The organism is Spirosoma aureum (assembly GCF_011604685.1).
Lineage (GTDB): Bacteria > Bacteroidota > Bacteroidia > Cytophagales > Spirosomataceae > Spirosoma > Spirosoma aureum.
In genome coordinates this window covers 4,400,547-4,421,987 of record NZ_CP050063.1, presented here as the reverse complement: position 1 = coordinate 4,421,987, position 21,441 = coordinate 4,400,547, and the positions used below count along the sequence as shown (strand labels likewise).

Here is a 21,441-nt window from a genome sequence, read left to right as displayed (position 1 = left end):
ATTAAGTAGCAAGTCCTAGTCCGTTAAGTACCTTCCTGGTATCTGACAAGTCACCGATCAATCGTCGCTCAGGTAAGGGAAAGCGTTTGATTAATAAGGGGAGCGCAATCAGCTGTTCCTCTTCGGCCACTTCCCGTTGTTGATGTACATCAATTATTTCCAGCGAGTAGTTACCCGATAAGTATTGATCGCAGATGTGCCTTATATTCTTAATCGCCCGTGTTGAATATAGGGATGCTCCAGTTACAAATAAATGTAAGACATATAACTGGCCTTCGCCATCCGGATCAGTATCCTTATCGTTTAGCGGTGATGACTCAATCATCTATATTATTGCTGGGCGAATGTTCAATCCAACTAACACTTTTTCTTCGTTCGATAAATCGCCAATAATCTTGCGAATCGGCTCAGGTACTTTTTTCACTAAGGTGGGCACAGCTAAAATCTGGTCTCCCTCTGCCAATTGAGGTTTCACCAGTAAATCGATAACCTCAATAATGTATTTACCCTTTAAATGCTCTTCGCAATACTTTTTCAGGTTGGCCAGAGCAGTCTGGGATTTAACTGTATTTCCAGCAACATAGAGTCGCAACTCCCAAATTTCTTCTTTTGTTTTCATTCACCTACAGTTAGCAGACTTATTGATCACTCATTGTGTCGATTACGGGTCATCTGTTCCCGATTCTTTTCCAGAACCTCCTTCCGTAGTTCTTCCTCAATATAGGTCTTATTTAGCTCGTCCTGTACGGATTCAAACTCTTCCTTCAGGCCAGCTATTTTCGACTCAAGTACCAGGCGTTTTCGTTCAATTTCCCGGTCTTTCCTATTGACGGCATTTTCTCTCAGGACAATACCTGTTTCTTCCTGTAATTGCGAGGCTTCGCGCGCAGAACCAGTCAGTACGCCTTCCGGTCCTAAATAAACACTAACCAGATCAAGCCCTTTATCGGTAATGACAAACTCCCGAACCTGATTGGAATGCTTCATGCCGCGCGATTTCATGACATATAATCCCCGGTTTCGCTCCCCATTATGTTCAATATCCTTAACGAGTAACCAGGCATCAACCAGTGAAGATACGCCTTCGTCTGTTTGTTCGTTTATGACATTATTCAGCGAGAGTGCCGTAAACATAACAGTAATTTGCTCAGACTGTAAAAAATCGATTAACCGGATTAACATTGATTTTACATCACTAACTGAGCCAACAGCAATCAGATTGGTTATGGGGTCCAGAATTACGACGGATGGCTTAAACTCTTTTATCTGTTTATGAATGGCTACCAGGTGCATTTCCAGACCATTAAGCGTGGGTCGGGAAGCCTGAAACTTCAATAGACCACTGTCGATATACTGCTGAAGCTTAAGGCCAATCGACCGCATATTCCGTACGATTTGTTGAGGTGATTCTTCAAAGGCAAAATAGATACAGCGTTCATTTCTACGGCAGGCTTCGTTGGCAAACGTAGCAGCAATACTGGTTTTACCAGTACCGGCAGTGCCCGAAACCAGAATGCTGCTACCCCGGTAAAAACCATGCCCTTCCAGCATTTTATCCAGTGCCTGAATACCCGTTGAGATCCGTTCCGATGAAACGGGATGATCTAAGGTTAAGGAAGTAACAGGTAACACCGAAATACCCTTCTCGTTGATCAAAAATGGGTATTCGTTCGTTCCATGCATCGACCCTCGGTATTTGACGATGCGTAGCAGTCGGGTTGAAATCTGGTTACTGATCCGATGGTCAAGCAAAATTACGCAGTCAGATACATACTCTTCCAGTCCATGTCGGGTCAACGTTCCATCTCCTTTTTCGCCGGTGATTATCGTCGTTACCTTTTTTGCCTTCAACCACTCGAAAAGCCGCCTTAATTCGGCCCGCAGAATTCCTTGATTGGTGAGGCCAGCAAACAGATTTTCGATGGTATCCAGTACTACGCGTTTAGCACCGATGCTATCAATAGCATAGCCTAATCGGATAAAAAGGCCATCCAGATCATACTCGCCGGTTTCTTCTATTTCACTTCGCTCGATGCGTACATGATCGAGCTTAATAAGTTTTTCTTTCTGAAGTTGATCGAGATCAAAGCCTAATGAAGCTACGTTTATGGCAAGTTCATCCGCTTTTTCTTCAAAAGCCATAAAAACACCAGGCTCATTATACTCCATTGCACCACGAACGATAAATTCAATGGAGAACAACGTCTTACCACTGCCAGCGCTTCCGCAAATAAGTGTTGGTCTGCCTTCAGGTATTCCACCTTCGGTTATTTCATCCAGACCGGTAATTCCAGTGGGGCACTTTGGTAACGACTTTAAGTTTCTTTTGGGGTTATTCGCTGATTTTAAGCTCATTTACGTGTCAAAAGTGTCTAGTTCTGATTAACGAATGGTGTTACAAAAAAAGTACTGTAATCCATTTGAGTAAAGTCTTTTTCATGGGTTAAGGAAAGACAACCAAGCCTGAAACCAGGCTGATCAATTATTAAGTCTCTGGTAAACTATGAATTACGTCTAGTTCAGCAATACAACGGCAAGATCGATCCACTTACTTGTTCCATCAATCAGGGGTTTTTTATATAAAAACCTTAATTCATTATTCTATAATCACTAAAGGTGCTGAATAGTTTTACGTAATCGACTGTAAACTAAGTTCAGAATGGAGTCAATTCGCCAGAAAAAAGCTGACCAGGTCGTGCAAAAGCGAATCGGCTCTATACGGTTTTACCCCACAAAACAGCTGCTTTTTCGAGTTGCCCAGGCTTAGGCCTTAACAACAGGATTGTTCCTGAAATTACACCGACTCCGGATTTGTTTGGGCCTTTTCTCTAACGTATACCTAAGGTTTTTCTAATCCTCCTCTAATAGGGTCAACTAACCCGAGCCCTACCTTTGTGCTTTTAGTTTAACATGTATTTTAAGGTAGATAATCAATAAACGCCAGCCCTACTGGGACTGGCGTTTTTCATTTATAGTGTTCCTGACCCGGCTTATTGATCGGCAGGAAACGTAATTGTCCCTGCTTCGCCCGCTGGCTCAACTAGCAGAACCTGTATGCCAGCTATATCGTCAGATGCAGCTATTTCTGGCTTTTTTCCCGTAGCCAGATAGACGATAACCTGCTGTTCATTGCCAAACCGGCATTGCTCAAGAGGGTGTTCATAGTGTTTTTTTTCGGGAATATCCGTCAGGTCGCCACTAAAAACAAGCAGGTTAACGACGGTAAAATCAGCGGATCGCCTGGCCATTATTTCCAGATAGGCCGACTGTTCCGATAGATTTTCCCGGCGATTATTCAGAATGGTGTAATAATTTCCCTCGTTGCCGGTATTTTCCAATAGCCAGATGTAAATCGATTCCATAACGTTTTGGATTGTAGTTGATCTGGAAGCCTAACAGACCGAATACCTCTGTTGTTTATGTTGATAAGCAAAGCCATCTATTGTTTCAATCTGGTTTCTGTAGTGAACCATACACTAACAGGTACAAACAACCAGCCTTGCTTTGGTGTCCCTATTTTGTTTCACTAAGCTCCCACTCGGTATGGTCACAAAAAACAAAGACATGAATGGCAATGCACCGGATTCATCCCCGGTTGCACTTCTGATCATTGACATGATTAATGATCTGGAGTTTCCGGGGGGTGAAACGGTACTAAAACCAGCCGTTGCTGCTGCCAAAAAGATCGCAACACTGAAAAAACGGGCAAAAGAGCTGAAGATTCCAGTCATCTATACAAATGACAACTTTGGCCGATGGCGCTCCAATTTCACCGAAATTGTAGACCACTGCCTCAATGATGGTGTTCGGGGGCAGCGCCTGGTTGAATTGCTTCAGCCCGACCACGATGACTATATCGTACTTAAGCCCAAGCATTCGGTTTTTTATGCTACAACACTCGATGCGCTGCTCACTTATCTGCAAGTAGAGCAGTTGATTATAACGGGCATTAATGCGGATGTATGCGTTCAGTTTTCGGCCAATGATGCCTATATGCGTGACTTTGATCTACACGTTCCGGCAGACTGTATCGCCAGTGATTCGGACATACATACGCAAACGGCTATCGATTACATGGAACGAGTTCTACACGCCGATACCACTCCTTCAGAAAAGTTAAACCTCGACTGTTTGCTGGAGCGTTCACCAACTCTACCATTGTAACTCACATTTTATCAGAATACAAGTACTGCCTGGGGTTATAGCCTTTAAAATCAAGGTCATTTCGTTTAAAATTGCCTAATTCTGTATCAGTTCGAATAAAACCAGCGCTCAATTTCGGTAACAACCCCTCTTCGTTTGGGTTACAGCTATAGGTTATTGTCACTGGAACCTGATATGTATGGTGTCAAATCAGCCTCATTAATACTCAACTGTTATGGATACGAAGACAGATAAACGCTTTTTCGCCAATTTGTGGGCCATTTTAAAGGACTCATTCAATGGTTTCCTTGATGATCGCTGCCTGAAATTAAGTGCAGCCCTTGCCTATTACACCGTGTTTTCGCTGGCTCCGTTACTTGTCTTAATTATATCACTGATCAGTCTTTTTCTGGGCGAAGAGGCTATCCAGGGGCAAATTTTTGGCCAGATCAATGGTTTGGTCGGCAACGAAGCAGCCAAGCAGATTCAGGACATGATCAAAAATGTGGAGTTATCAGGTAAAACCAATACGGCCCTGGTTATCGGCATATTAACCCTATTGCTGGGTGCAACCAGTATTTTTGTCGAGATTCAGGATTCGGTCAATCTGATCTGGCGGGTTAAAGCAAAACCCAAACGTGGCTGGTTAAAAATAATAAAAGACAGGCTGCTTTCATCGTCGTTGGTCGTTAGTCTGGGCTTTCTTTTGTTGGTATCACTGGTTATCAATGGACTCGTTCTTGCCCTGAGTGACTTTTTAACCCGCTATATTCCAGGCATTGGCGTTTTCATAATCAGTGCGTTTAATTTGCTGATCAGCACTGGTGTTGTCGCCGTTCTCTTCGGAGTCATTTTCAAGATACTACCCGATGCCAAAATTGCCTGGAAAGATGTGCGATGGGGTGCGTTTTTTACCGCCCTGCTTTTTATGCTGGGACGATACCTGATCGGCCTGTATATCGAAACGACCAGTACCAGTTCAACGTACGGGGCCGCCGGGTCGCTGATCGTTATTCTGACCTGGATTTATTACACGGCCGCCATTCTCTATTTTGGCGCTGAGTTTACCCAGGCCTACGCGAACCGCTTGGGCATAAAAATTGAACCCGCCGACTATGCCGTTTACGTTGAACAAACCGAGCGGGAGCGCGATGTAAAAACAATTCCTACTGAACAGAAAGTGGCCGAAAGCCATTGATTTAGTCTTCTGTAGGCAGTGGGCAGTCTCTGCCTACTGCCTACTGGAGACTGCCTGTTACCATCCTCCTCAGATCCCTATAAATAACGTTGTTTTGCCAGAACAACTGGGTTATCATACCAATATGCTTTTTGCCGGGCATGGTGCTAATTTCATGCTTGATGCCAACTTCCTGAAGCCGTTGGTTGAATTTTCGAGTGCTTCTGACAATGCTCGGGTAGGTGCGTTCACCGACATAGATCAACATGGGTTGGCAACCGGAATCAACGTGATAAAGGGCCGACATTGCTCGCCAGACTTCCTGCTTCTTCCCGAACGGAATCAGGTATTGTTCATCATTCGGGTACTCCATCTTTTGCAGGTAATCATACATATCCAGTCCGGCCGGATCATCGAGAATTGTACCTTTTATGGGACTCTGGACTAACCCTCGATTCGCTAAATACTGGTTGTCGGTAGCCAAAAGACCAGCGATCCCCCCTCCTGCCGAATGCCCCATCAGAAAGATCCGATTCGGATCTCCACCATATTCTGCACTATGTTTCGTAGTCCAGATAACCGCCTGAGCACAGTCATCGACCATATCCGGCACCTGCACACCGGGTGCCAGGCGGTAGTTTACCAGCACAGCAACAATGCCCTGTTTGGCCAGCCTTCGACCGATGAAACTGTATAGGTTTTTGCTGCCGCTATCCCAGCTTCCTCCGTGAATAAACACGACAACTGGCCGGAGTTTTGCCGACGGTTCTTTGGGCGTATATACATCGAGAACATGCCGCTCGGCATCAAAGCAGGGTTGATCGGCAGCGACATAGGCAATATTTTTTTCACGACGACTGGAATGAGCAATTGCATATTCGTTAGCAAAAACAAGAACAATAGTCAGCAGGAGAAGCGCAATAGGAATCTGCCAGAGCAATCGAAGAAAAATCATTTTTTATACATTCAGAAGCGACGATTGGTAGATTGAGGCATTCGCTTCTATCTACCCATACATACACCCAAAATAAAGTTTCAGATTGACAACGCATTCATTTATTTCCGGCATGTCGACAAAGAATTGGGATGGTGTCGGTTAGTATTAACCGACACCATCCCAATTCTTTATGATGCATTAATCCTCCCGCCCTTCTTTCCGATTGGCGTCGGCCATCCGAACGATTTTGGGCGTAAACTTCGCCAATACCGATACCAGATCACGTTGAGCGTTGATGACCGTTTCGATGTTTTTATACACCATCGGTGCCTCATCCAGATCACCTCCAATGAGTTGAATATCAGCTTCCAGCAATGCTTTATTCCATTGTGAGCGCGTCAACGTATTGAACGCCTGAGTGCGCGACATCAGCCGCCCGGCCCCATGCGATGCCGAGTTCAGTGAGTCTGCATTGCCTCGCCCCCGAACGACAAAACCCGGCTGCGTCATTGATCCAGGAATAATTCCCAGTACATCAGGCCCCGCAGGAGTTGCTCCTTTCCTGTGAACAATCACCTCACGTCCATCGGTCAGTTGCTCTTTCCAGGCGAAGTTGTGGTGATTCTCAATCATGGCTAAGGGCTTTTCACCCAGCGCTTTGGCCAGTTTTTTATGAATTTCATGATGGTTGGCCGAGGCATATTCGCCTGCCAGATTCATACCAATCCAGTATGCCTGCCCTTCCTCGGTAGTTAGGTCCAGCCAGGCCAGATGAGCGGCCTGTTTAGGTAGTTTGGTTTTCTGCATCGCCAGTTTTGAATAGTAATTCGCTATGTTTCCGCCAAAGCCGCGCGATCCGGAATGCGATAGCAACGCCAGATACTCGCCCGGAGGCAAGTTCAACCGATCATCCTGTTCATATACTTCAACAATACCCCACTCGACAAAGTGATTACCCGTACCCGAGCTTCCCAGCTGGCGATAGGCTTTGTCTTTCAAATCGCGAATTACTTTCGTGGCCTGCCATTCGGGCAAATCCATCACGCTTTCATCGATCTTCTCGCGGGTTTCGCCACCAATTCCAAACTTGGTTTTTTCTACCAGTGATTTTTTTAGCAAATGCGGTTCGCGATTCAAAAACGCAGGGGGCAAATCAAATACAGAGAGGCACATTCGGCAGGCAATATCGACCCCAACGGCAAAGGGAATAACGGTGTTAGCCTCCGTTGCTAACACCCCCCCAATGGGCAAACCATAGCCCTGGTGGGCATCGGGCATGAGTGCACCCGCCACCGAAACCGGTAAACTTGCGGCTGTTTCCATTTGCATTAATGCACCCTCTTCAATCTGGTCGCGGCCAAAAACGGCATATGGCAGCGGTCCACTGCGCAAATCAAATACCTTCTCCGACTGTTTTTCGTTGGCATCCAGGACATAAGAAACGGGTTCAGTTGGCAAATAAACCTTTCCAGCTTCGCTAAGTGGGACTGAGATACCCTGTTTGTTCAAGTCATAGATTGACTGAGCCAGATTAGTGACTTTGTTTCTGGAGAACGCAAACTTTTTAGGGTTCTGGAGCATCTGTGCCAGCAAACCCATTACTTTTTCTTTAGGATAGTTGGCCCGTTGAATCAGTCCGTTTGCTACCCGCAGAAATGTAGTATGTAAATGATCGGGGATAGGCCCCAGCATCAGAATATCCTCGATTAGAATTGGTGTTTCCATTGGTTTAGAACGTTAAATAAGGTAATGAACAGCCTCGTCTCTGAGCGAAAAACTATACTAATGATGATTCGTTAGCTATTACCCCAGAGCGATACATAGGCAAACGCTTAGCCGGTTCAACTATTGACCAGTGATTTATCGCAACAACGAACCTGCCTGACAAAGATTAGTAGTTACTGCGCACTGTTTTTGCGTAGTTCAAAAAGTTTTTTCATTTTTCTGAAAAATCGAACCATTTCAACGGCGAACCGTCTGATGCCTGCCAATCGAAACGCTCTTGTTCGTTACAAAACTCTGGACGCCTGTCTGCGCAATCGGCAGCGCAGGTGGACACTTGATGACCTGATCGAAACGGTTTCGGAAGCTTTGTATGAATACGAAGGGATCGACAAAGGCATCAGTCGACGCACCGTTCAGGCCGATCTTCAGCTGATGCGCAGTGATAAACTGGGGTATTTCGCCCCTATCGTTATCATCGATAAAAAATATTATACCTACGAAGATCCTACCTACAGCATCACGAATATTCCACTATCGGATGGTGATCTGTCGCGAATGAACGAAGCTGTTGAAGTACTCAAGCAGTTCAAGGGATTTTCGCACTTTAAGGCACTCAATGAAGTGGTTCAAAAGCTGGAAGATCATGTGTATTCGACGGCTAAAAAGTCGGCTCCCGTCATTGATTTCGAGAAAAATGACTACCTGAAAGGTCTTCACTGGCTGGATGATCTGTATCAGGCCGTTATTCAGAAACGTACACTTCTACTTCAGTATCAATCGTTCTCAGCGCGATCTCCACAAACATTTCTCTTTCATGTGTGGTGGCTGAAAGAGTATAAAAACCGCTGGTTTGCTGTGGGCATTCGGGATGGAAAAGGATATATCATGAATCTGGCACTCGATCGAATGCTGTCTGTAACCATCGCCCCCGACATCGATTATGTGCCTAACTACGGCATCGACCCCGATGTTCACTACACGGACGTTATCGGCGTATCGGTCAGCGAAAACATGCGCCCTAGTAAGGTTTTGCTGTTTGTCAACCGACTACACGCGCCCTATGTCGAGACCAAGCCTCTCCACCATTCGCAACAGGTAGTCGAACGAACCGCCGATGGTATCGTTATTCAACTGATCGTACAGCACAATTTTGAGCTAGAGAAAGAAATACTTGGTTTCGGCGAAGGGATGCGCGTTCTCCAACCCGAGCGACTCCGCCGGGTCATTCGACAGCGTTTGCAGGCCGGACTGGATGGGTACAATCCTGAAACGATCGATCGGCCGATCAGTCCTGACGAGACTTCTTCGTTTTAAAGTGTTTATCGGTAAAGAGCAGATACTGTGCCCAATCGTAACTGGTAACGTCATGGCCACCCGATCGAATATGATACCCGATCTGGCCCTGTACCGATTGATTCAGGGCGGGCATTGTGGACGTTGGCAAGCCCTCCGTTCCCAGAAACTGATATACCTGGCTGGCCGCTTTAGCCCCGTCAAATTCGCCTTCGGGGTCAGATCCTTTGTCCTGTATAGCACTGGCCACATAAACCGGGCGGGGCGCAATGAGCGAAATAACCATATGCTGATCAAAAGGCAACAGCGTATCCTGATCCATGTATTTCTTGAAATTGCCACAGTACCAATGCGGAAAAACAGTGCACAATCGCCGGATGTTTTCGCCCACACCCCGGTGAAATAATTTGGCCCCACCGGCACCCGATTCATTACTGATAACCAGCGCAAAACGCGGATCGGTTGCGCCCGCCCATAAAGCAGCTTTCCCTAATCGCGACCAGCCAAATACGGCAACCCGTTTGCTATCAATCGCCCGATCGGTTTGCAGGTAATCCATAATTCGGCTCAGGCCCCACGCCCAGGCCGCAACGGTACCGAAATTGTCGGCCCGATTCTGAAATTCCGGATACAGAGGGTGAACCCCCGTCGTAAATTTGTTGGCTGGTTCATCGGTGGCAATATCCTCCCGGTAGGCTGTTACGAGCGCATAACCCCGGTTCAGAAGGCTATCAACAGGCCATTGCCGGGCGTTGATGCCCCGGCATGCTTCGGTAGAGCAGTGATTGACAACACAGGACACGTCGATATACGGATTCCCCCGACTCGATTCCATCCAGCTCGTAGCGATTCGAATACCGGGATCAGGATTGATGCTGTGATTCCCCCAGAAGTTTAGTCCAACGATAGCGGGAACAGGTCCTTTTACCTGATTGGGAATGTACAGCAACACGTCCATGCGTGGCCCATCGTGTTTGCCATTAAAAAAAACGGCTATTTGTTTGCGGGTGGCTTTACCACCCAGCGCTTTAGTGTCCGTATCGAACACTTCGAATGTCATCTGGGTGGGCTTGCCCGGCGAATGGCCATACATCTCATTGGCGAAGAGTTCAAGGAGTTCGGCCCGTCGCTGCGTATGCCATTGCTTCGCGGTAGTAATCCGGCTTCCCTTGTTGAGAACCAACGGGTCCGGCAATGGAAGCGATTGTGCCTGTAGAGCCAGCGTTAGCAGGTAACAGGTCGAGAAGGCAAGACTTATTCGTTTCATGTTTGCCATTACGATTGGGGGGTTATTAGTATGGCCTGGCCCTCTTTGGCTTTTAACGTTATCGGAAACGTATCGCCTTGTTTTACCACTATAGTCCGCTTGTTGATTCCGCCCGCCGTATCGTCTTCGTAAATTGTTGCCATATAGGCTTTCCCTTTTTCCAGAAAATCAAGTTGCAATGAACCGTTCCAGTCTGCCAGACCAGCCGCTGATCCTACATACCATGTTTTGCCTTTTCGACGGGCTACGCTGATGTGCTTGCCAATTTCACCAGTCAAATATCGGCTTTCATTCCAGACTGTTGGTACAAGTTTGAAGAATTCCGTTTCCTGATCGTCGTTATAATCATGGGGATTTCCATACCAGAAAATAGCCTGCAACGGGCTGAAGTACACGACCGACAAGGCCAGTTGCTGCCCTTTGCTAACCTGCAATTTAGTCTTATACAGGTTATCGGTGAAAAATCGGTTGGAATTTGGGTAGCAAAAGGTGTAATCAGCCGCACCAGCCAGAAACCGGGTAAAAGGCAACACCGTATTATGAAAGGCGTCGGGGTTGTTTTCATTACCGCGTATGCCTTCCTGTGTGAGCAGATTCGGGTAGGAATGGCTTAATCCGGTAGGTTTGTAGTTGTCGTGAATGTCCAGAATAAAACCGTGTTCGTACACTTTTTTAATAGCACCCGCCAGCCAGCTTATACCTTCCTGACTCAGTCCATCTACGAATCCGAATTTAAGCCCGGCAACTCCCCATTTTTTATAAAGGGGCAGAATGGTATCCAGCTTGGCCCGAAGTCCTACCCGATTGACATACAATATAACGCCGATGTTGTTCTCTTTACCATGCTGAATCACCTTCGGCATGTCGATGGCCGGAATGGGTTTTGTTGGATCGGAGCTACCCCGGAATTCGGCCCCGTACCAACCGGCATCGAACATGATGTACTGAAAATTGTGTTTTACCGCGAAGTCGATGCAATCCAGCCCGGCCTGCGTGGTTAACGATGATCGAATAAGTTTCCCCGGTTTTATCCAGTTTGCCATTTCTTTCACTGGTGGAGTCAGCCGAAGTGGCAAATCACTGAATTGGTGGAGGCCAATGGCCGAAGTTGCCACGCTGATGGTTCGCCAGGGCGTTTGAAAATCAGCAGCCGTATTGACCGAATCCTTGTGAAATGCCACGCCCAGCGAGTTAACTATGGCTCCTTTGGTCAACTCCGCTTTCGTATACGTATCGTTGCCAGCCTCACCAATGGAGAGAAAGAGTTTGCCATTGGTCAGCGTTGCCGGAAAATCACAGGTTTTGGTCAGAGCATCAAGGGTAACGGGGGTGAAAACGGTTTCTTCATTGTACTGGTAAATGGTATACGAGTCTGCCAGATTAAATGTAGTTTTCTCACTTATAATCAACGCGTTAACATAACCTTTCTGCTTCGGCAGTACATACCGAAATGCCACAGATCCGTCGAAAACGCGGGCAATGAGTTTGTACAGAAAAGCCCCGGAACGACAATCCAGAACGATCTCGCGGTAATTGTTCTGAATCTGATCGTTTTCACCCAGCGGCCAGGCAAACTGCTCGTTATTTGTTCGCTGCGTGTGCTTCAGAATCGATGTATTTGGCCCCAGGGCAATGAGTTTAAGCTGCAACCCCAACGCCGACCAGTCCAGCACTGGAGCATTGTTTAACAGAACGCGATAGGTCAGGTTTTTCTGTTCATTAACCGTCAGTTCAATTCGGGTTTTGCCATCGGGAGATGTCGCCTGATAGATTTTCGGAGCGGCATAAATCGATGGAATAAAAACGCGAATAGTCAGAAGAAAGATGGTTAGTACGGTTCGGATCAAGATGTTTTCTGTTCTCACAATAAGGAAAAAAAAGGCGCTGTTTCTGATGATTTCGTTGGTGTATGATAGTACTGACAGATTTTATCCAATCTCAGGATTTCTACCGGTATTTTTTCAGGAATCGAAGCCGCGAACTTACCTGTTTAATCCACTCCCTGGCCATTAATTCGTGCGCAAATACCGTCGGATGAATACCGTCCCATATCCAGTATTCTGCCGGAGTATTTTTCATCGCCTTGTCGAATACAGTCGGATAATCCACCAAAACCGCATCAAATTCGGTGGTCAGTTTACGAACGACCTCCTGTCGTTTGGTCGTGTCGTCGCGCCAGAGTTCCCAGTTCTCCTTACGCTTGCCGACTGGATATACAAAGGGAATACCCAGTACAAACAGCGTAGAAGGATTCTGACTTTTGCTGTCGGTGAGCAGTTGACGATAGGCGGTTTCGAATTGCTCGCTACTTATGGCTTCGGCTGGTTTATTCACGACAGCAGCAGTATCGTTGATGCCAATCAATAGACTCAGCACATTGGGTTTAAGATCCAGTGTATCGGCTTGCCAGCGTTTCTGCAAATCAGACACTTTGTTGCCGCTAACACCCCGGTTATAAAACGTGAATCCATTTTCCGGAAAGTCGGCTCCAATTCGACTGGCTATTGAAAAGGCATAACCGTGTCCCATGATATGGTTTGGATCGGCATTCCGGCCCCGGTTTCCATCCGTAATCGAGTCGCCCTGAAAAAGAAAGACTAGTCCGGTTTCTTCGTCTTTCCGATCATAATGACTTAACGTTAAATCAGGTGCTAAACCGGACAATGCCGATACGTGAAGGAATGTACGCCTTGGTAGTTTACGGGGCATATGGATTTTCGTATTTATAGGAGAACTGTTTGACCGACCTGATCCATAAAGCTACTAAGATCAACTGTCTAATTCCCGTTCTCAACCCGCACCCGTAATTGCCCTTTATCATACACCGGCTTTACAGGCTGATGATTGAGAAAAAAGGAATCGGGCATTTTCTGAAATCGGAAACTGGCATTGATCAGCGGCTGGCCCTGTAGGATCAGATTCAGCTTATTGCCGTCTTTGCGGGCCATCATAAACACTTTCGACAATGAGCTAAATACCGTTTCCTGATTTTTCCGAACATAACTCCCGTAGGCCATGAAATAGTCATTTACCTCATCGGGGCCAGCCACCGTTGGGGATGATCCGCGGCCCCGCTGTCTATCGGTATGGTCGGGGTACGTAATTCCGAACAGATACGCGTCAGTATCCCATCCGTTAAACTGATTGACACTGTTGAGGTGCATGATTCGACCGTCGGCCAGCAGATTCAGGTAAACTTCCGTGATTTTTCCGTGTTGTTTAATCCGCACCCCCTGCATGGTTTCGCTGTGCAGCCGTTCAATAATCGGCAGATCTTTATCGTCAGGCGTATCTTTTAGAATAATGGCCGTGATGAACTTCGTTTGCTTCACCGGTTCGGGATAATCAATCGAATAATAGATTTCGGTCGGATGCTGTGGGTCGCGGGCTTTCGGCGCTGTCACTTCAGTTAGTTTCATTTTCTCCGGGAAATCATGGTCGAAGCCCGTCTGTACCAGCGTTTCAGGAAAAAGCGGGCGTACCAATACCGACGATTTTCCCTTCACAATGTTGATATCACCACCAACCTTTTTTGACTCTCCTCCCGGATGCAGAAGCCACTGAAATTTACCTGTTTCGTAGGCTTTCACATCGTCGATAATCAGAATCACCTTGTCCAGCCAGAGATAATGCCGGAAGTTCCGGGAAAAGTTGGCTGATGTTGGACCCGTACCGTTGGCCATAATGTATTTCATGTCGCCCGCATCCATCAATTCGCTGAGTTTACCATTCAACGGAGATCCGTTGTACTGCTGCTCTGTCGGCTGTGCCTTCCCGTTAAACAAAATCACGTTATGAGCCTGACTCTGAAAGAAATAGCCTGGATAATCTTTCGATCCATACGAGCTGTTCCCAGCATCTTTAATAATGTCTTCTCCTTTATGAAACAGGATAAACGAATTGGCATCGGCGTGCGAATGGTTCCAGGTATAACCCGACTTTACGCCCAGCATCGTCGCGTCGCGCTCCCATGAGTTCCGCATACTGGCCCAGTTCATGTCGGCAAACAACGCCGAAGTTGCCAGATTGGGAAGTTTTGGAGCTTTACTCATGTCGGGCTGGTAGACTAGACCAATCGGCATATTCGGAAACAATCCCTCCCGATGCTGACCGTTTGTTAACTGGTTCATATACCACAGATCGTTGGGATTATCGCTACCAAGCGCGTACAGCAGCTTCACTGGCCGATCGGCTGAAACGGTTAAATCACCGTCACCAAAATTCAGTGAATACAGCGGCCCCGTACGCGGGTAAGAAACGTGCGCAAAGAAATCGTCCAGTTTTTTCAAGGCACCCAGATCAGGTTGTTTTTTCCCCGGAAAGGTATTGGCGTAGGCCAGCCGAAAAAACAGGTATTCCGACGAGCCGAAAGAAGCGTAGTTCACACTTTCATACATGCCTCCCGTACGGTCAAACGTTCTGGGCTTGGCCTGAAGCTGATCACCACTGAACCGCATCCATTCTTCCGATGCCTTCGATACCGTTTCGACCCAATCGGCGGCTTCGGGCTGGTCATCGAGAATGGCCAGAGAAGCTATACCCGCCATATCGACGCAGGCACTCCACCAGTTGTGGCCCATCGAATTGAGTGTATGGATGCGGGTATCGGGAAAAACCCAGTCATTCAGTGCTGGTTTAATACCGTTGCGCACAACGCCGTCGACGATGATTTTCCGTTCGTCTTTAGAGAGCGTGTTGTAAATAGCATCGTAGCCAATGGCCACCGACCAGCATCGATCCGCCGTTTGAAGGTCCGATGTCCAGGGCGGATTCCGGTTCATCATCTCCTGGTTCGACCAGGTGGACTGGCTACATAACCGGATCAGTACGTCTTTGACTTTATCGGCGTACTTCTTCTCAGTGGTCATCAGGTAGGCCAGGGCTAACCACTCGATCTTCGTTCGTGCCTGGCCGTCGCCACGGTCACCGTTTGTCAGCAGGTTATCGGCTTCCTGCCTGATGTCGTTCCAGTTACGGGCAATTGCCGTATCGGTTTTGATGCGATTAGTCAGCGTCTCTAATCGCTCTTTACTGAAGAACAAATACGGGTGCGACGGTTTTTGAGCCTGAACGGAGAGCGATAGCGCGATCCAGGCGAGTATGCTAACAAGTACTGATTTCATGTGTTTCGGGACGATGGGCCTTAGCAGTTAGTTCAGATCCCAGTACACCACGTAGCGTTGTCGATGCACTTTGTAATAGGGCTCCATTTCCACTACTTTCCCTTCAGTGGTATTGGTGGTTTCAAATGTTAAGGGTTTCCCGGCAACCGGTTTCAGCCAGTCGGTAATCTTCTTTCCCTGGGTATTGATAGTATGGCTCACGCTGGCTGGAATGGCATAATCGTAGCCATAATATTGATAAGGATCTTCGGGATCATGAAACGGAGCCGTGCCCTTCATATTCTCCTTGCCCATTTCGCCTGCCAACAGCACGGGGCCGTAGGCAATGGCTGCTACCTTTGGGTTGTCGGGTGTGGCGACTAATCGTAGGCTCATTGGATACTTAATTTCTACCCGATCCCCATCCTTCCAGGTCCGGTCGATGATGATGTAGCTACCCGGTTGCTGTGCAATTTTCAGGGCTTTACCATTCACGTTTATCGTCGCTCCGGCTGTTGCCCAGGCAGGATAACGGAGGTAAATCGGCATCCGAACAGTTTCTTTTGTCTGGATCGTTAGTCGGGTGGTTTCTTCTTCCGGATAGTTTGTTTCCTGCGTAATTTTCACTCCTTTGTCAGCCCAGTTTACTTCCGACGGAATAAAGAGGTTCACGTAAATGCCTTTGTCGTCGTGGTAGTAAATACTCTCACCGTACTTGGAATGGCTTTCAAAACCCGATCCGACACAGCACCAAAACGACTGATCGGGTGTGCTATAGAGTCGATAGGCACCCGGTTTCATGGGGGTGAAATAACACACCATTCCTGACACGGGGTCCTGCTGACCCAGAATGTGGTTATAGAGAGCCTGTTCGTAATAATCGGCATATTTCTCGTCGGCCGACCAGGTAAACAAATGCCGGGTCAGCTTAAGCATGTTGTAGGTATTGCAGGTTTCGCTGGTGTTACCCGTCAGGTGTTCCGAGATTTTTCCCGGCTCGAAAAAGTGTTCTTTATCGCTATTGCCGCCGTGGGCATACGTGTGATCCCGAATGACCGTGTTCCAGAAGAAAGTAGCGGCTGTTTTCGCTTTCTCATTACCCGTCAGTTCATAGTCCCGCGCTTCGCCGACCAGTTTAGGAATCACCGTATTGGCATGTAGTTTATTCAGATTATCCTTCCCGTTTTCCAGTGGTTCGAGCGCAGCTTTGTGGTAAAACAACTGAGCCAGTTTCAGGTGATCCGGGTTTGCGGTAACGGCATACAGGTTAAAAAAAGCATCATTCATGCCGCCAAACTCGTTCCGCAACATTTTCTGTAATTGCTCCGGGCTCAGTGGCGACAGCTTTTTTGCCGCCCAGGAAGCCATTCTGGTTTCGATGTCGAGCGCCTGCTGATTACCGGCATAGGTATACATATCGGTGAGGCCAGCAAATAGTTTGTGCAAGGTATACCAGGGGGCCCACACGCTTGTAGCTGCAATATTCCGATCGATGTACTGTTGCGGATAAGCACTCAGATACCCTTCCTGATTCAATACCTTTTGCACGTCGCCCAGAGCCGCAACCAGGCTATCGCCTTTTTTACGGAATGCTTCATTACCGGTAGACGCATACTGCAACGACAGCCCCGACAAAATATGGCCGATACTATGTCCCCGCAACTCCATATCCAGCCCTTCCCAGCCGCCCAGTGGTTTCGGCATTTTGGTGAGGCTACCGGTTTTGGGCGTATTCATACCAGCGTTAACCCGAAAGCTGTGCATCAGTCGTTCGACGGGTAACGAAAGCAGCCACTGGCCTTCCCGATCCATATTCTCCTTAAACGGTCCTTTCGTTATCCGAACATCCTGAAGGTTAAAGCTATACGCTTTGATTGGAGCCTTTATGGATATTTTCTGTTTGTCGCTGGCCTGACCAGCGTATTGCGCCTGCGACGACAGCGAACAGACCAGACAAGCTACAACTAGTTTATACGTACCAGGCCATTTTGCTTCGCGAAAAGTCAGGATATTCGTCATGATGTTAAAACTGATATCAGAATCGGCATATTTGCGCCGATCGCTCACCAGTAAATAGTACCCGAGTGATTCCGAATACCCTCCCAACTTTTTAATTTATTCGTGTGTCAGGTAGATAAATAATTGTGATCAACCCTAAGAAGTGTCACTGGTCTTGACAAAAAACGGGTAGGGAGTCAGTATGACCGACTTATAGTCATTCGGCGTTTATCTGAATCCGACTTTACTTCAATCCTGCAAACCGGAATAATTCATCCGATCATGTACGACATCGTCAAAAATCTGAAGTTGGGTTTGCTTCACATTGGGTTTATCCAGCTAGATGAACGATGGCAATATGACAACGTGATCAGTCCTTTTTCCCGGCTTTACCTCATCACGGATGGCGAAGGGTGGGTGTGGCACAACGGACAGAAGTTTGTGCTGAGACCCGGCTCGCTGTACCTGATTCCGAGCTTCACTTACAGCCGTTATCATTGCGACCGGTTTCTGGAACAATATTATATCAGTTTCTTTGATGAAATGAGTGAAGGCTTGTCGATCTACGACCTGAAGTCAATGGCGTATGAAACGTACGCCAATGAACTGGATTACCGACTAATGGAACGCCTGCTGACGCTGAATCCTGGGCGAACGATTAAAGAAGCGGACCCTAAAACGTACGATAATCGTCCAGAAGTATTGAGCTTTAACCAACCCAAACCGAACCAGTCGACAAGTCAGTACGTTGAAACGCACGGCATATTGTTACAGCTTTTTTCGCGTTTTTTCGCATCTGAAAATGACCAGGATCGGCAACGGGCGAAAGGATTTCACCAATTAGCGGGGGTCTTACAATACATCGACAGCCATCTCCACGAAAAACTTACGGTCGAGCAACTGGCCAGCAATGCCAATCTGAATGCCGATTATTTCTCGCGTTTGTTTCTGAGTATCGTGGGTACACGTCCCGTCGATTACATCATCAATAAGCGATTGGAACGCGCTCAGCTTCAGATGATGACTTCGTCCAGCGCCCTGAAGGAAATCGCCGAATCAGTTGGTATCCCGAGCATTTATTACTTTTCGCGGCTGTTTAGACGACGGTTTGGGATTCCGCCCGGTCAGTATCGGGAAACGATCTGGACCATGTAACAGATGTCCGGTTGATTGCTCTACACGCGCTCCAGCATAATGGGATAGGTCCGGTTTGCATTCCATTGGCAAATGTATAAATTCTGGTCTTCGTCGACGCAGACATCGTGCCCGTGGTAAAACGTATTGCCTTCCTGAAAGAGCTGCTGAAGTGCTCCATTTTTATACACGGGTGCGGTTCCTCCCGGATTTGAGATGACTCGATTGTTCTTATCCAGAATCGTTACGAAGCCCGAATTGTCGAAACGTTTTCCCGTTTCCCGCGATTTTGACCAGCAAACACCTGCATAGATGTTCTCGTTGTGAACAACGGGTCGGCAAACGTATGCCCCTGGTAGCCGAACGGTTTCAAGGTATTTACCGTCGAGCGTAAAAAACTTGAATGAGTTATCCTCCCGCGATGTGCAAATGAGTTTAGGGTTGTTCGGCTGCCGCAGATCGACCGCAACGCCATGTGCGTTGTTGAGGTTATGATCAGGATTAGCGTTGGCATGTCCACCAAAATGCCGGATGTACTGACCCTGGTGATTGTACTGGATAATGTAATCTGAGCCATAGCCGTCGGCCACATAAAAATCGCCATTGGGAGCTACGGCCACCTCAGTAGGCATAAACTTTTGTTCTGGCTTATATACGCCAATGGTCGACGGATGACCGATACTGAAAATAAGGCTTCCTTCGACAGTTGTCTTGAAAATCCCGCCCGACTGCGCATGCCACTTGCTGTCCCGGCCGAAAAAATAGCCGCAATCGGTGATGAAGAGCACATCATCTCCCCCTTCCTTCGCCAGGGTCAGCCCGTGCCCACCCGGATAGCGGGTTCCCCAGGAATCGAGCAGTTTGCCCGACCGATCGTAAATCAGGACATTGTTCTTCACCTCATCGTTGATCATGATCAGCCGCCCTTTCGAGTCGCTGACCATTTCGTGACAATTGAAGACCGGCGTTTTGGCCGGATCGAGAACACCCCATTCTTTATTGACCCGGTAGCGGTAATTACCATGACCGATTATCTCGTGGTCCTGATTACGGGCGTATCCAACGAGATTCACGGCAAGTGAACCTGCCACTACGGCAGTGGATTGTTTCAGAAAGGTTCTGCGGTTTGAATTCATGGTCTTTTTCGGGAAGTTTAGGGTTAAGGAAAATATGTTCAGGCCATAATTCCCTTCACGAGTTTTCCCTCTACATCCGTTAGCCGAAAGCGTCGGCCCTGAAATTCGAAAGTCAGTTTCTCATGATCGATGCCCATCAGGTGTAACAAGGTTGCCTGAAAATCATGCACATGCACCGGATTATGGGCGATATTGTAGCCAAATTCGTCAGTTTCACCGTAGGTAATGCCGGGTTTGATTCCCCCACCTGCCATCCACATCGTGAAGCAACGCGGGTGATGATCACGCCCATAGTTGTCTTTTGTCAGCTTTCCCTGCGAGTAGTTCGTCCGGCCAAATTCTCCGCCCCACACCACGACCGTATCATCCAGTAAGCCGCGCTGTTTAAGGTCCTGAACCAGAGCCGCCGACGGCTGATCAGTCGCTTTGCATTGCCGGACAAGGCCTTTTGGCAAATTGCTATGCAGGTCCCAACCCTGATGATAAAGCTGAACAAATTTCACGTCGCGTTCCAGCAATCTCCTTGCCATCAGGCAATTGGCAGCGAATGTACCCGGATTGCGAGCTTCGGGCCCATAAAGATCAAAAACCCAGTCGGGCTCGTCGGAAAGGTCGTTCACATCCGGAACCGAGGTTTGCATCCGAAAGGCCATTTCATACTGCGCAATATGGTTGGCTACTTCCGGATCACCATAAAGTTCCTCCTGCACCTGATTCAGGTCTTTGAGGGCATCGAGCATGTTACGCCGATCGGCGGTTGTGTAGCCATTCGGGTTGTTCAGATATAGAACGGGATCAGAACCAGAGCGAAACTGAACGCCCTGATGCTTGGAAGGCAGAAATCCATTCCCCCACAATCGGGCGTAAAGCGGCTGATCCTGTGGCGCATTTTTGGAAACCAGCACAATAAAAGCCGGTAGATTTTCATTGGCCGATCCAAGACCATAGCTGATCCAGGCACCAATGCTGGGCCGTCCGGCCAGTTGATTACCTGTCTGGAAGAACGTCAGTGCCGGGTCGTGGTTGATCTGCTCGGTATACATTGACTTGATGAAACACAGCTCATCGGCGACCTTGCTCGTAAAAGGCATCAGCTCGCTGACCCACGCGCCACTTTTCCCATGCTGGGCAAACTGATAAGGTGAGCTAACCAGTGGTAGTGACGATTGCTGAGCGCTCATGCCGGTTAGTCGCTGGCCTTTCCGCACCGAATCAGGCAGGTCTTTACCGTGCATTTTTTGCAGGAACGGCTTGTAATCGAATAGTTCCAACTGCGATGGGCCACCGCTCTGGCATAAATACACGATCCGTTTCGCTTTCGGAGCCCGATGCGGAACCAACGGCAGTTGCTCAGGAGATGGGGTTGAAAACAGATTGCGTGGTAATAATGAACCCAGTGCCAGTGAGCCCAACCCCAATGACACTTTTGTCAGAAACGACCGCCGGTTAACTGTATCGGCCAATTGTTGAGCAAGTTTCTTGTTCATTGCGTTTTTTGGATTCATGCCAACCGGCCGAAGGGTCACTTT

The 21,441-nt window shown here is 47.8% G+C and carries 17 protein-coding genes; 4 read left to right on the top strand and 13 right to left on the bottom strand.

The features are described from left to right. Position 1: 1 nt before the first annotated feature. The 4 genes from G8759_RS17445 to G8759_RS17430 form a co-directional block, all read right to left on the bottom strand. Positions 2-325, bottom strand: coding sequence for a circadian clock KaiB family protein (locus tag G8759_RS17445; RefSeq protein WP_167210143.1), 324 nt, complete (start codon positions 323-325; stop codon positions 2-4). After that, on the bottom strand, positions 326-619 hold the full coding sequence (locus G8759_RS17440) for a circadian clock KaiB family protein (protein WP_167210141.1): 294 nt from the start codon (positions 617-619) through the stop codon (positions 326-328). It abuts the gene before it with no gap. 26 nt (positions 620-645) lie between these two features. Then, entirely contained in the window at positions 646-2,355 is a 1,710-nt protein-coding gene (gene kaiC / locus G8759_RS17435) for a circadian clock protein KaiC (protein ID WP_167210139.1), read from the bottom strand. A 635-nt stretch (positions 2,356-2,990) separates the two neighbouring features. Beyond that, positions 2,991-3,362, bottom strand: coding sequence for a hypothetical protein (locus tag G8759_RS17430; RefSeq protein ID WP_167210137.1), 372 nt, complete (start codon positions 3,360-3,362; stop codon positions 2,991-2,993). A gap of 181 nt (positions 3,363-3,543) precedes the next feature. Here G8759_RS17430 and G8759_RS17425 point away from each other — a divergent pair, with 181 nt between their 5' ends. Together G8759_RS17425 and G8759_RS17420 are read left to right on the top strand one after the other, a co-directional pair. Then, positions 3,544-4,164 (top strand): cysteine hydrolase family protein, encoded by a 621-nt coding sequence (locus tag G8759_RS17425; protein WP_167210135.1) that lies wholly within the window; start codon positions 3,544-3,546, stop codon positions 4,162-4,164. 214 nt (positions 4,165-4,378) lie between these two features. Then, a complete protein-coding gene (locus tag G8759_RS17420; RefSeq protein ID WP_167210133.1) occupies positions 4,379-5,341 on the top strand; it encodes a YihY/virulence factor BrkB family protein in 963 nt (320 codons plus the stop codon). A 40-nt stretch (positions 5,342-5,381) separates the two neighbouring features. Here the strand turns inward: G8759_RS17420 and G8759_RS17415 are convergent, their stop codons facing one another. Both G8759_RS17415 and G8759_RS17410 read right to left on the bottom strand, forming a co-directional pair. Continuing rightward, positions 5,382-6,275 carry an alpha/beta hydrolase gene (locus G8759_RS17415; protein ID WP_167210131.1) on the bottom strand — a complete coding sequence of 298 codons (894 nt, stop codon included), beginning with the start codon at positions 6,273-6,275 and terminating at the stop codon, positions 5,382-5,384. Positions 6,276-6,455: 180 nt separating this feature from the next. Next, the gene (locus G8759_RS17410) at positions 6,456-7,982 is read right to left on the bottom strand and encodes an RtcB family protein (protein ID WP_167210129.1); all 1,527 of its coding nucleotides are present in this window, start codon (positions 7,980-7,982) and stop codon (positions 6,456-6,458) included. 189 nt (positions 7,983-8,171) lie between these two features. Here G8759_RS17410 and G8759_RS17405 point away from each other — a divergent pair, with 189 nt between their 5' ends. After that, the gene (locus G8759_RS17405; protein WP_317166792.1) at positions 8,172-9,296 is read left to right on the top strand and encodes a helix-turn-helix transcriptional regulator; all 1,125 of its coding nucleotides are present in this window, start codon (positions 8,172-8,174) and stop codon (positions 9,294-9,296) included. Here G8759_RS17405 and G8759_RS17400 read toward each other — a convergent pair. The 5 genes from G8759_RS17400 to G8759_RS17380 form a co-directional block, all read right to left on the bottom strand. Further along, on the bottom strand, positions 9,268-10,551 hold the full coding sequence (locus G8759_RS17400; protein ID WP_167210127.1) for a glucuronyl esterase domain-containing protein: 1,284 nt from the start codon (positions 10,549-10,551) through the stop codon (positions 9,268-9,270). The two genes, G8759_RS17405 and G8759_RS17400, sit on opposite strands and share 29 nt — an antisense overlap. After that, complete coding sequence (locus tag G8759_RS17395) at positions 10,551-12,407, bottom strand: glycoside hydrolase family 97 protein (RefSeq protein ID WP_232074289.1); 1,857 nt, start codon at positions 12,405-12,407, stop codon at positions 10,551-10,553. The genes G8759_RS17400 and G8759_RS17395 overlap by 1 nt, the downstream gene beginning before the upstream one ends. 82 nt (positions 12,408-12,489) lie before the next feature. After that, entirely contained in the window at positions 12,490-13,251 is a 762-nt protein-coding gene (locus tag G8759_RS17390; RefSeq protein ID WP_167210125.1) for an SGNH/GDSL hydrolase family protein, read from the bottom strand. 68 nt (positions 13,252-13,319) lie between these two features. Further along, on the bottom strand, positions 13,320-15,665 hold the full coding sequence (locus G8759_RS17385) for a heparinase II/III domain-containing protein (RefSeq protein WP_167210123.1): 2,346 nt from the start codon (positions 15,663-15,665) through the stop codon (positions 13,320-13,322). Between the two features lie 27 nt (positions 15,666-15,692). Then, positions 15,693-17,663 (bottom strand): glycoside hydrolase family 127 protein, encoded by a 1,971-nt coding sequence (locus G8759_RS17380; protein ID WP_167210121.1) that lies wholly within the window; start codon positions 17,661-17,663, stop codon positions 15,693-15,695. Positions 17,664-17,924: 261 nt separating this feature from the next. Here G8759_RS17380 and G8759_RS17375 point away from each other — a divergent pair, with 261 nt between their 5' ends. Further along, positions 17,925-18,797, top strand: coding sequence for an AraC family transcriptional regulator (locus G8759_RS17375; protein WP_167210119.1), 873 nt, complete (start codon positions 17,925-17,927; stop codon positions 18,795-18,797). A 20-nt stretch (positions 18,798-18,817) separates the two neighbouring features. Here G8759_RS17375 and G8759_RS17370 read toward each other — a convergent pair whose 3' ends face one another. Both G8759_RS17370 and G8759_RS17365 read right to left on the bottom strand, forming a co-directional pair. After that, positions 18,818-19,912 carry an NHL repeat-containing protein gene (locus G8759_RS17370; RefSeq protein ID WP_167210117.1) on the bottom strand — a complete coding sequence of 365 codons (1,095 nt, stop codon included), beginning with the start codon at positions 19,910-19,912 and terminating at the stop codon, positions 18,818-18,820. A 38-nt stretch (positions 19,913-19,950) separates the two neighbouring features. After that, entirely contained in the window at positions 19,951-21,399 is a 1,449-nt protein-coding gene (locus tag G8759_RS17365; RefSeq protein WP_167210115.1) for a DUF1501 domain-containing protein, read from the bottom strand. Positions 21,400-21,441 lie beyond the last annotated feature (42 nt).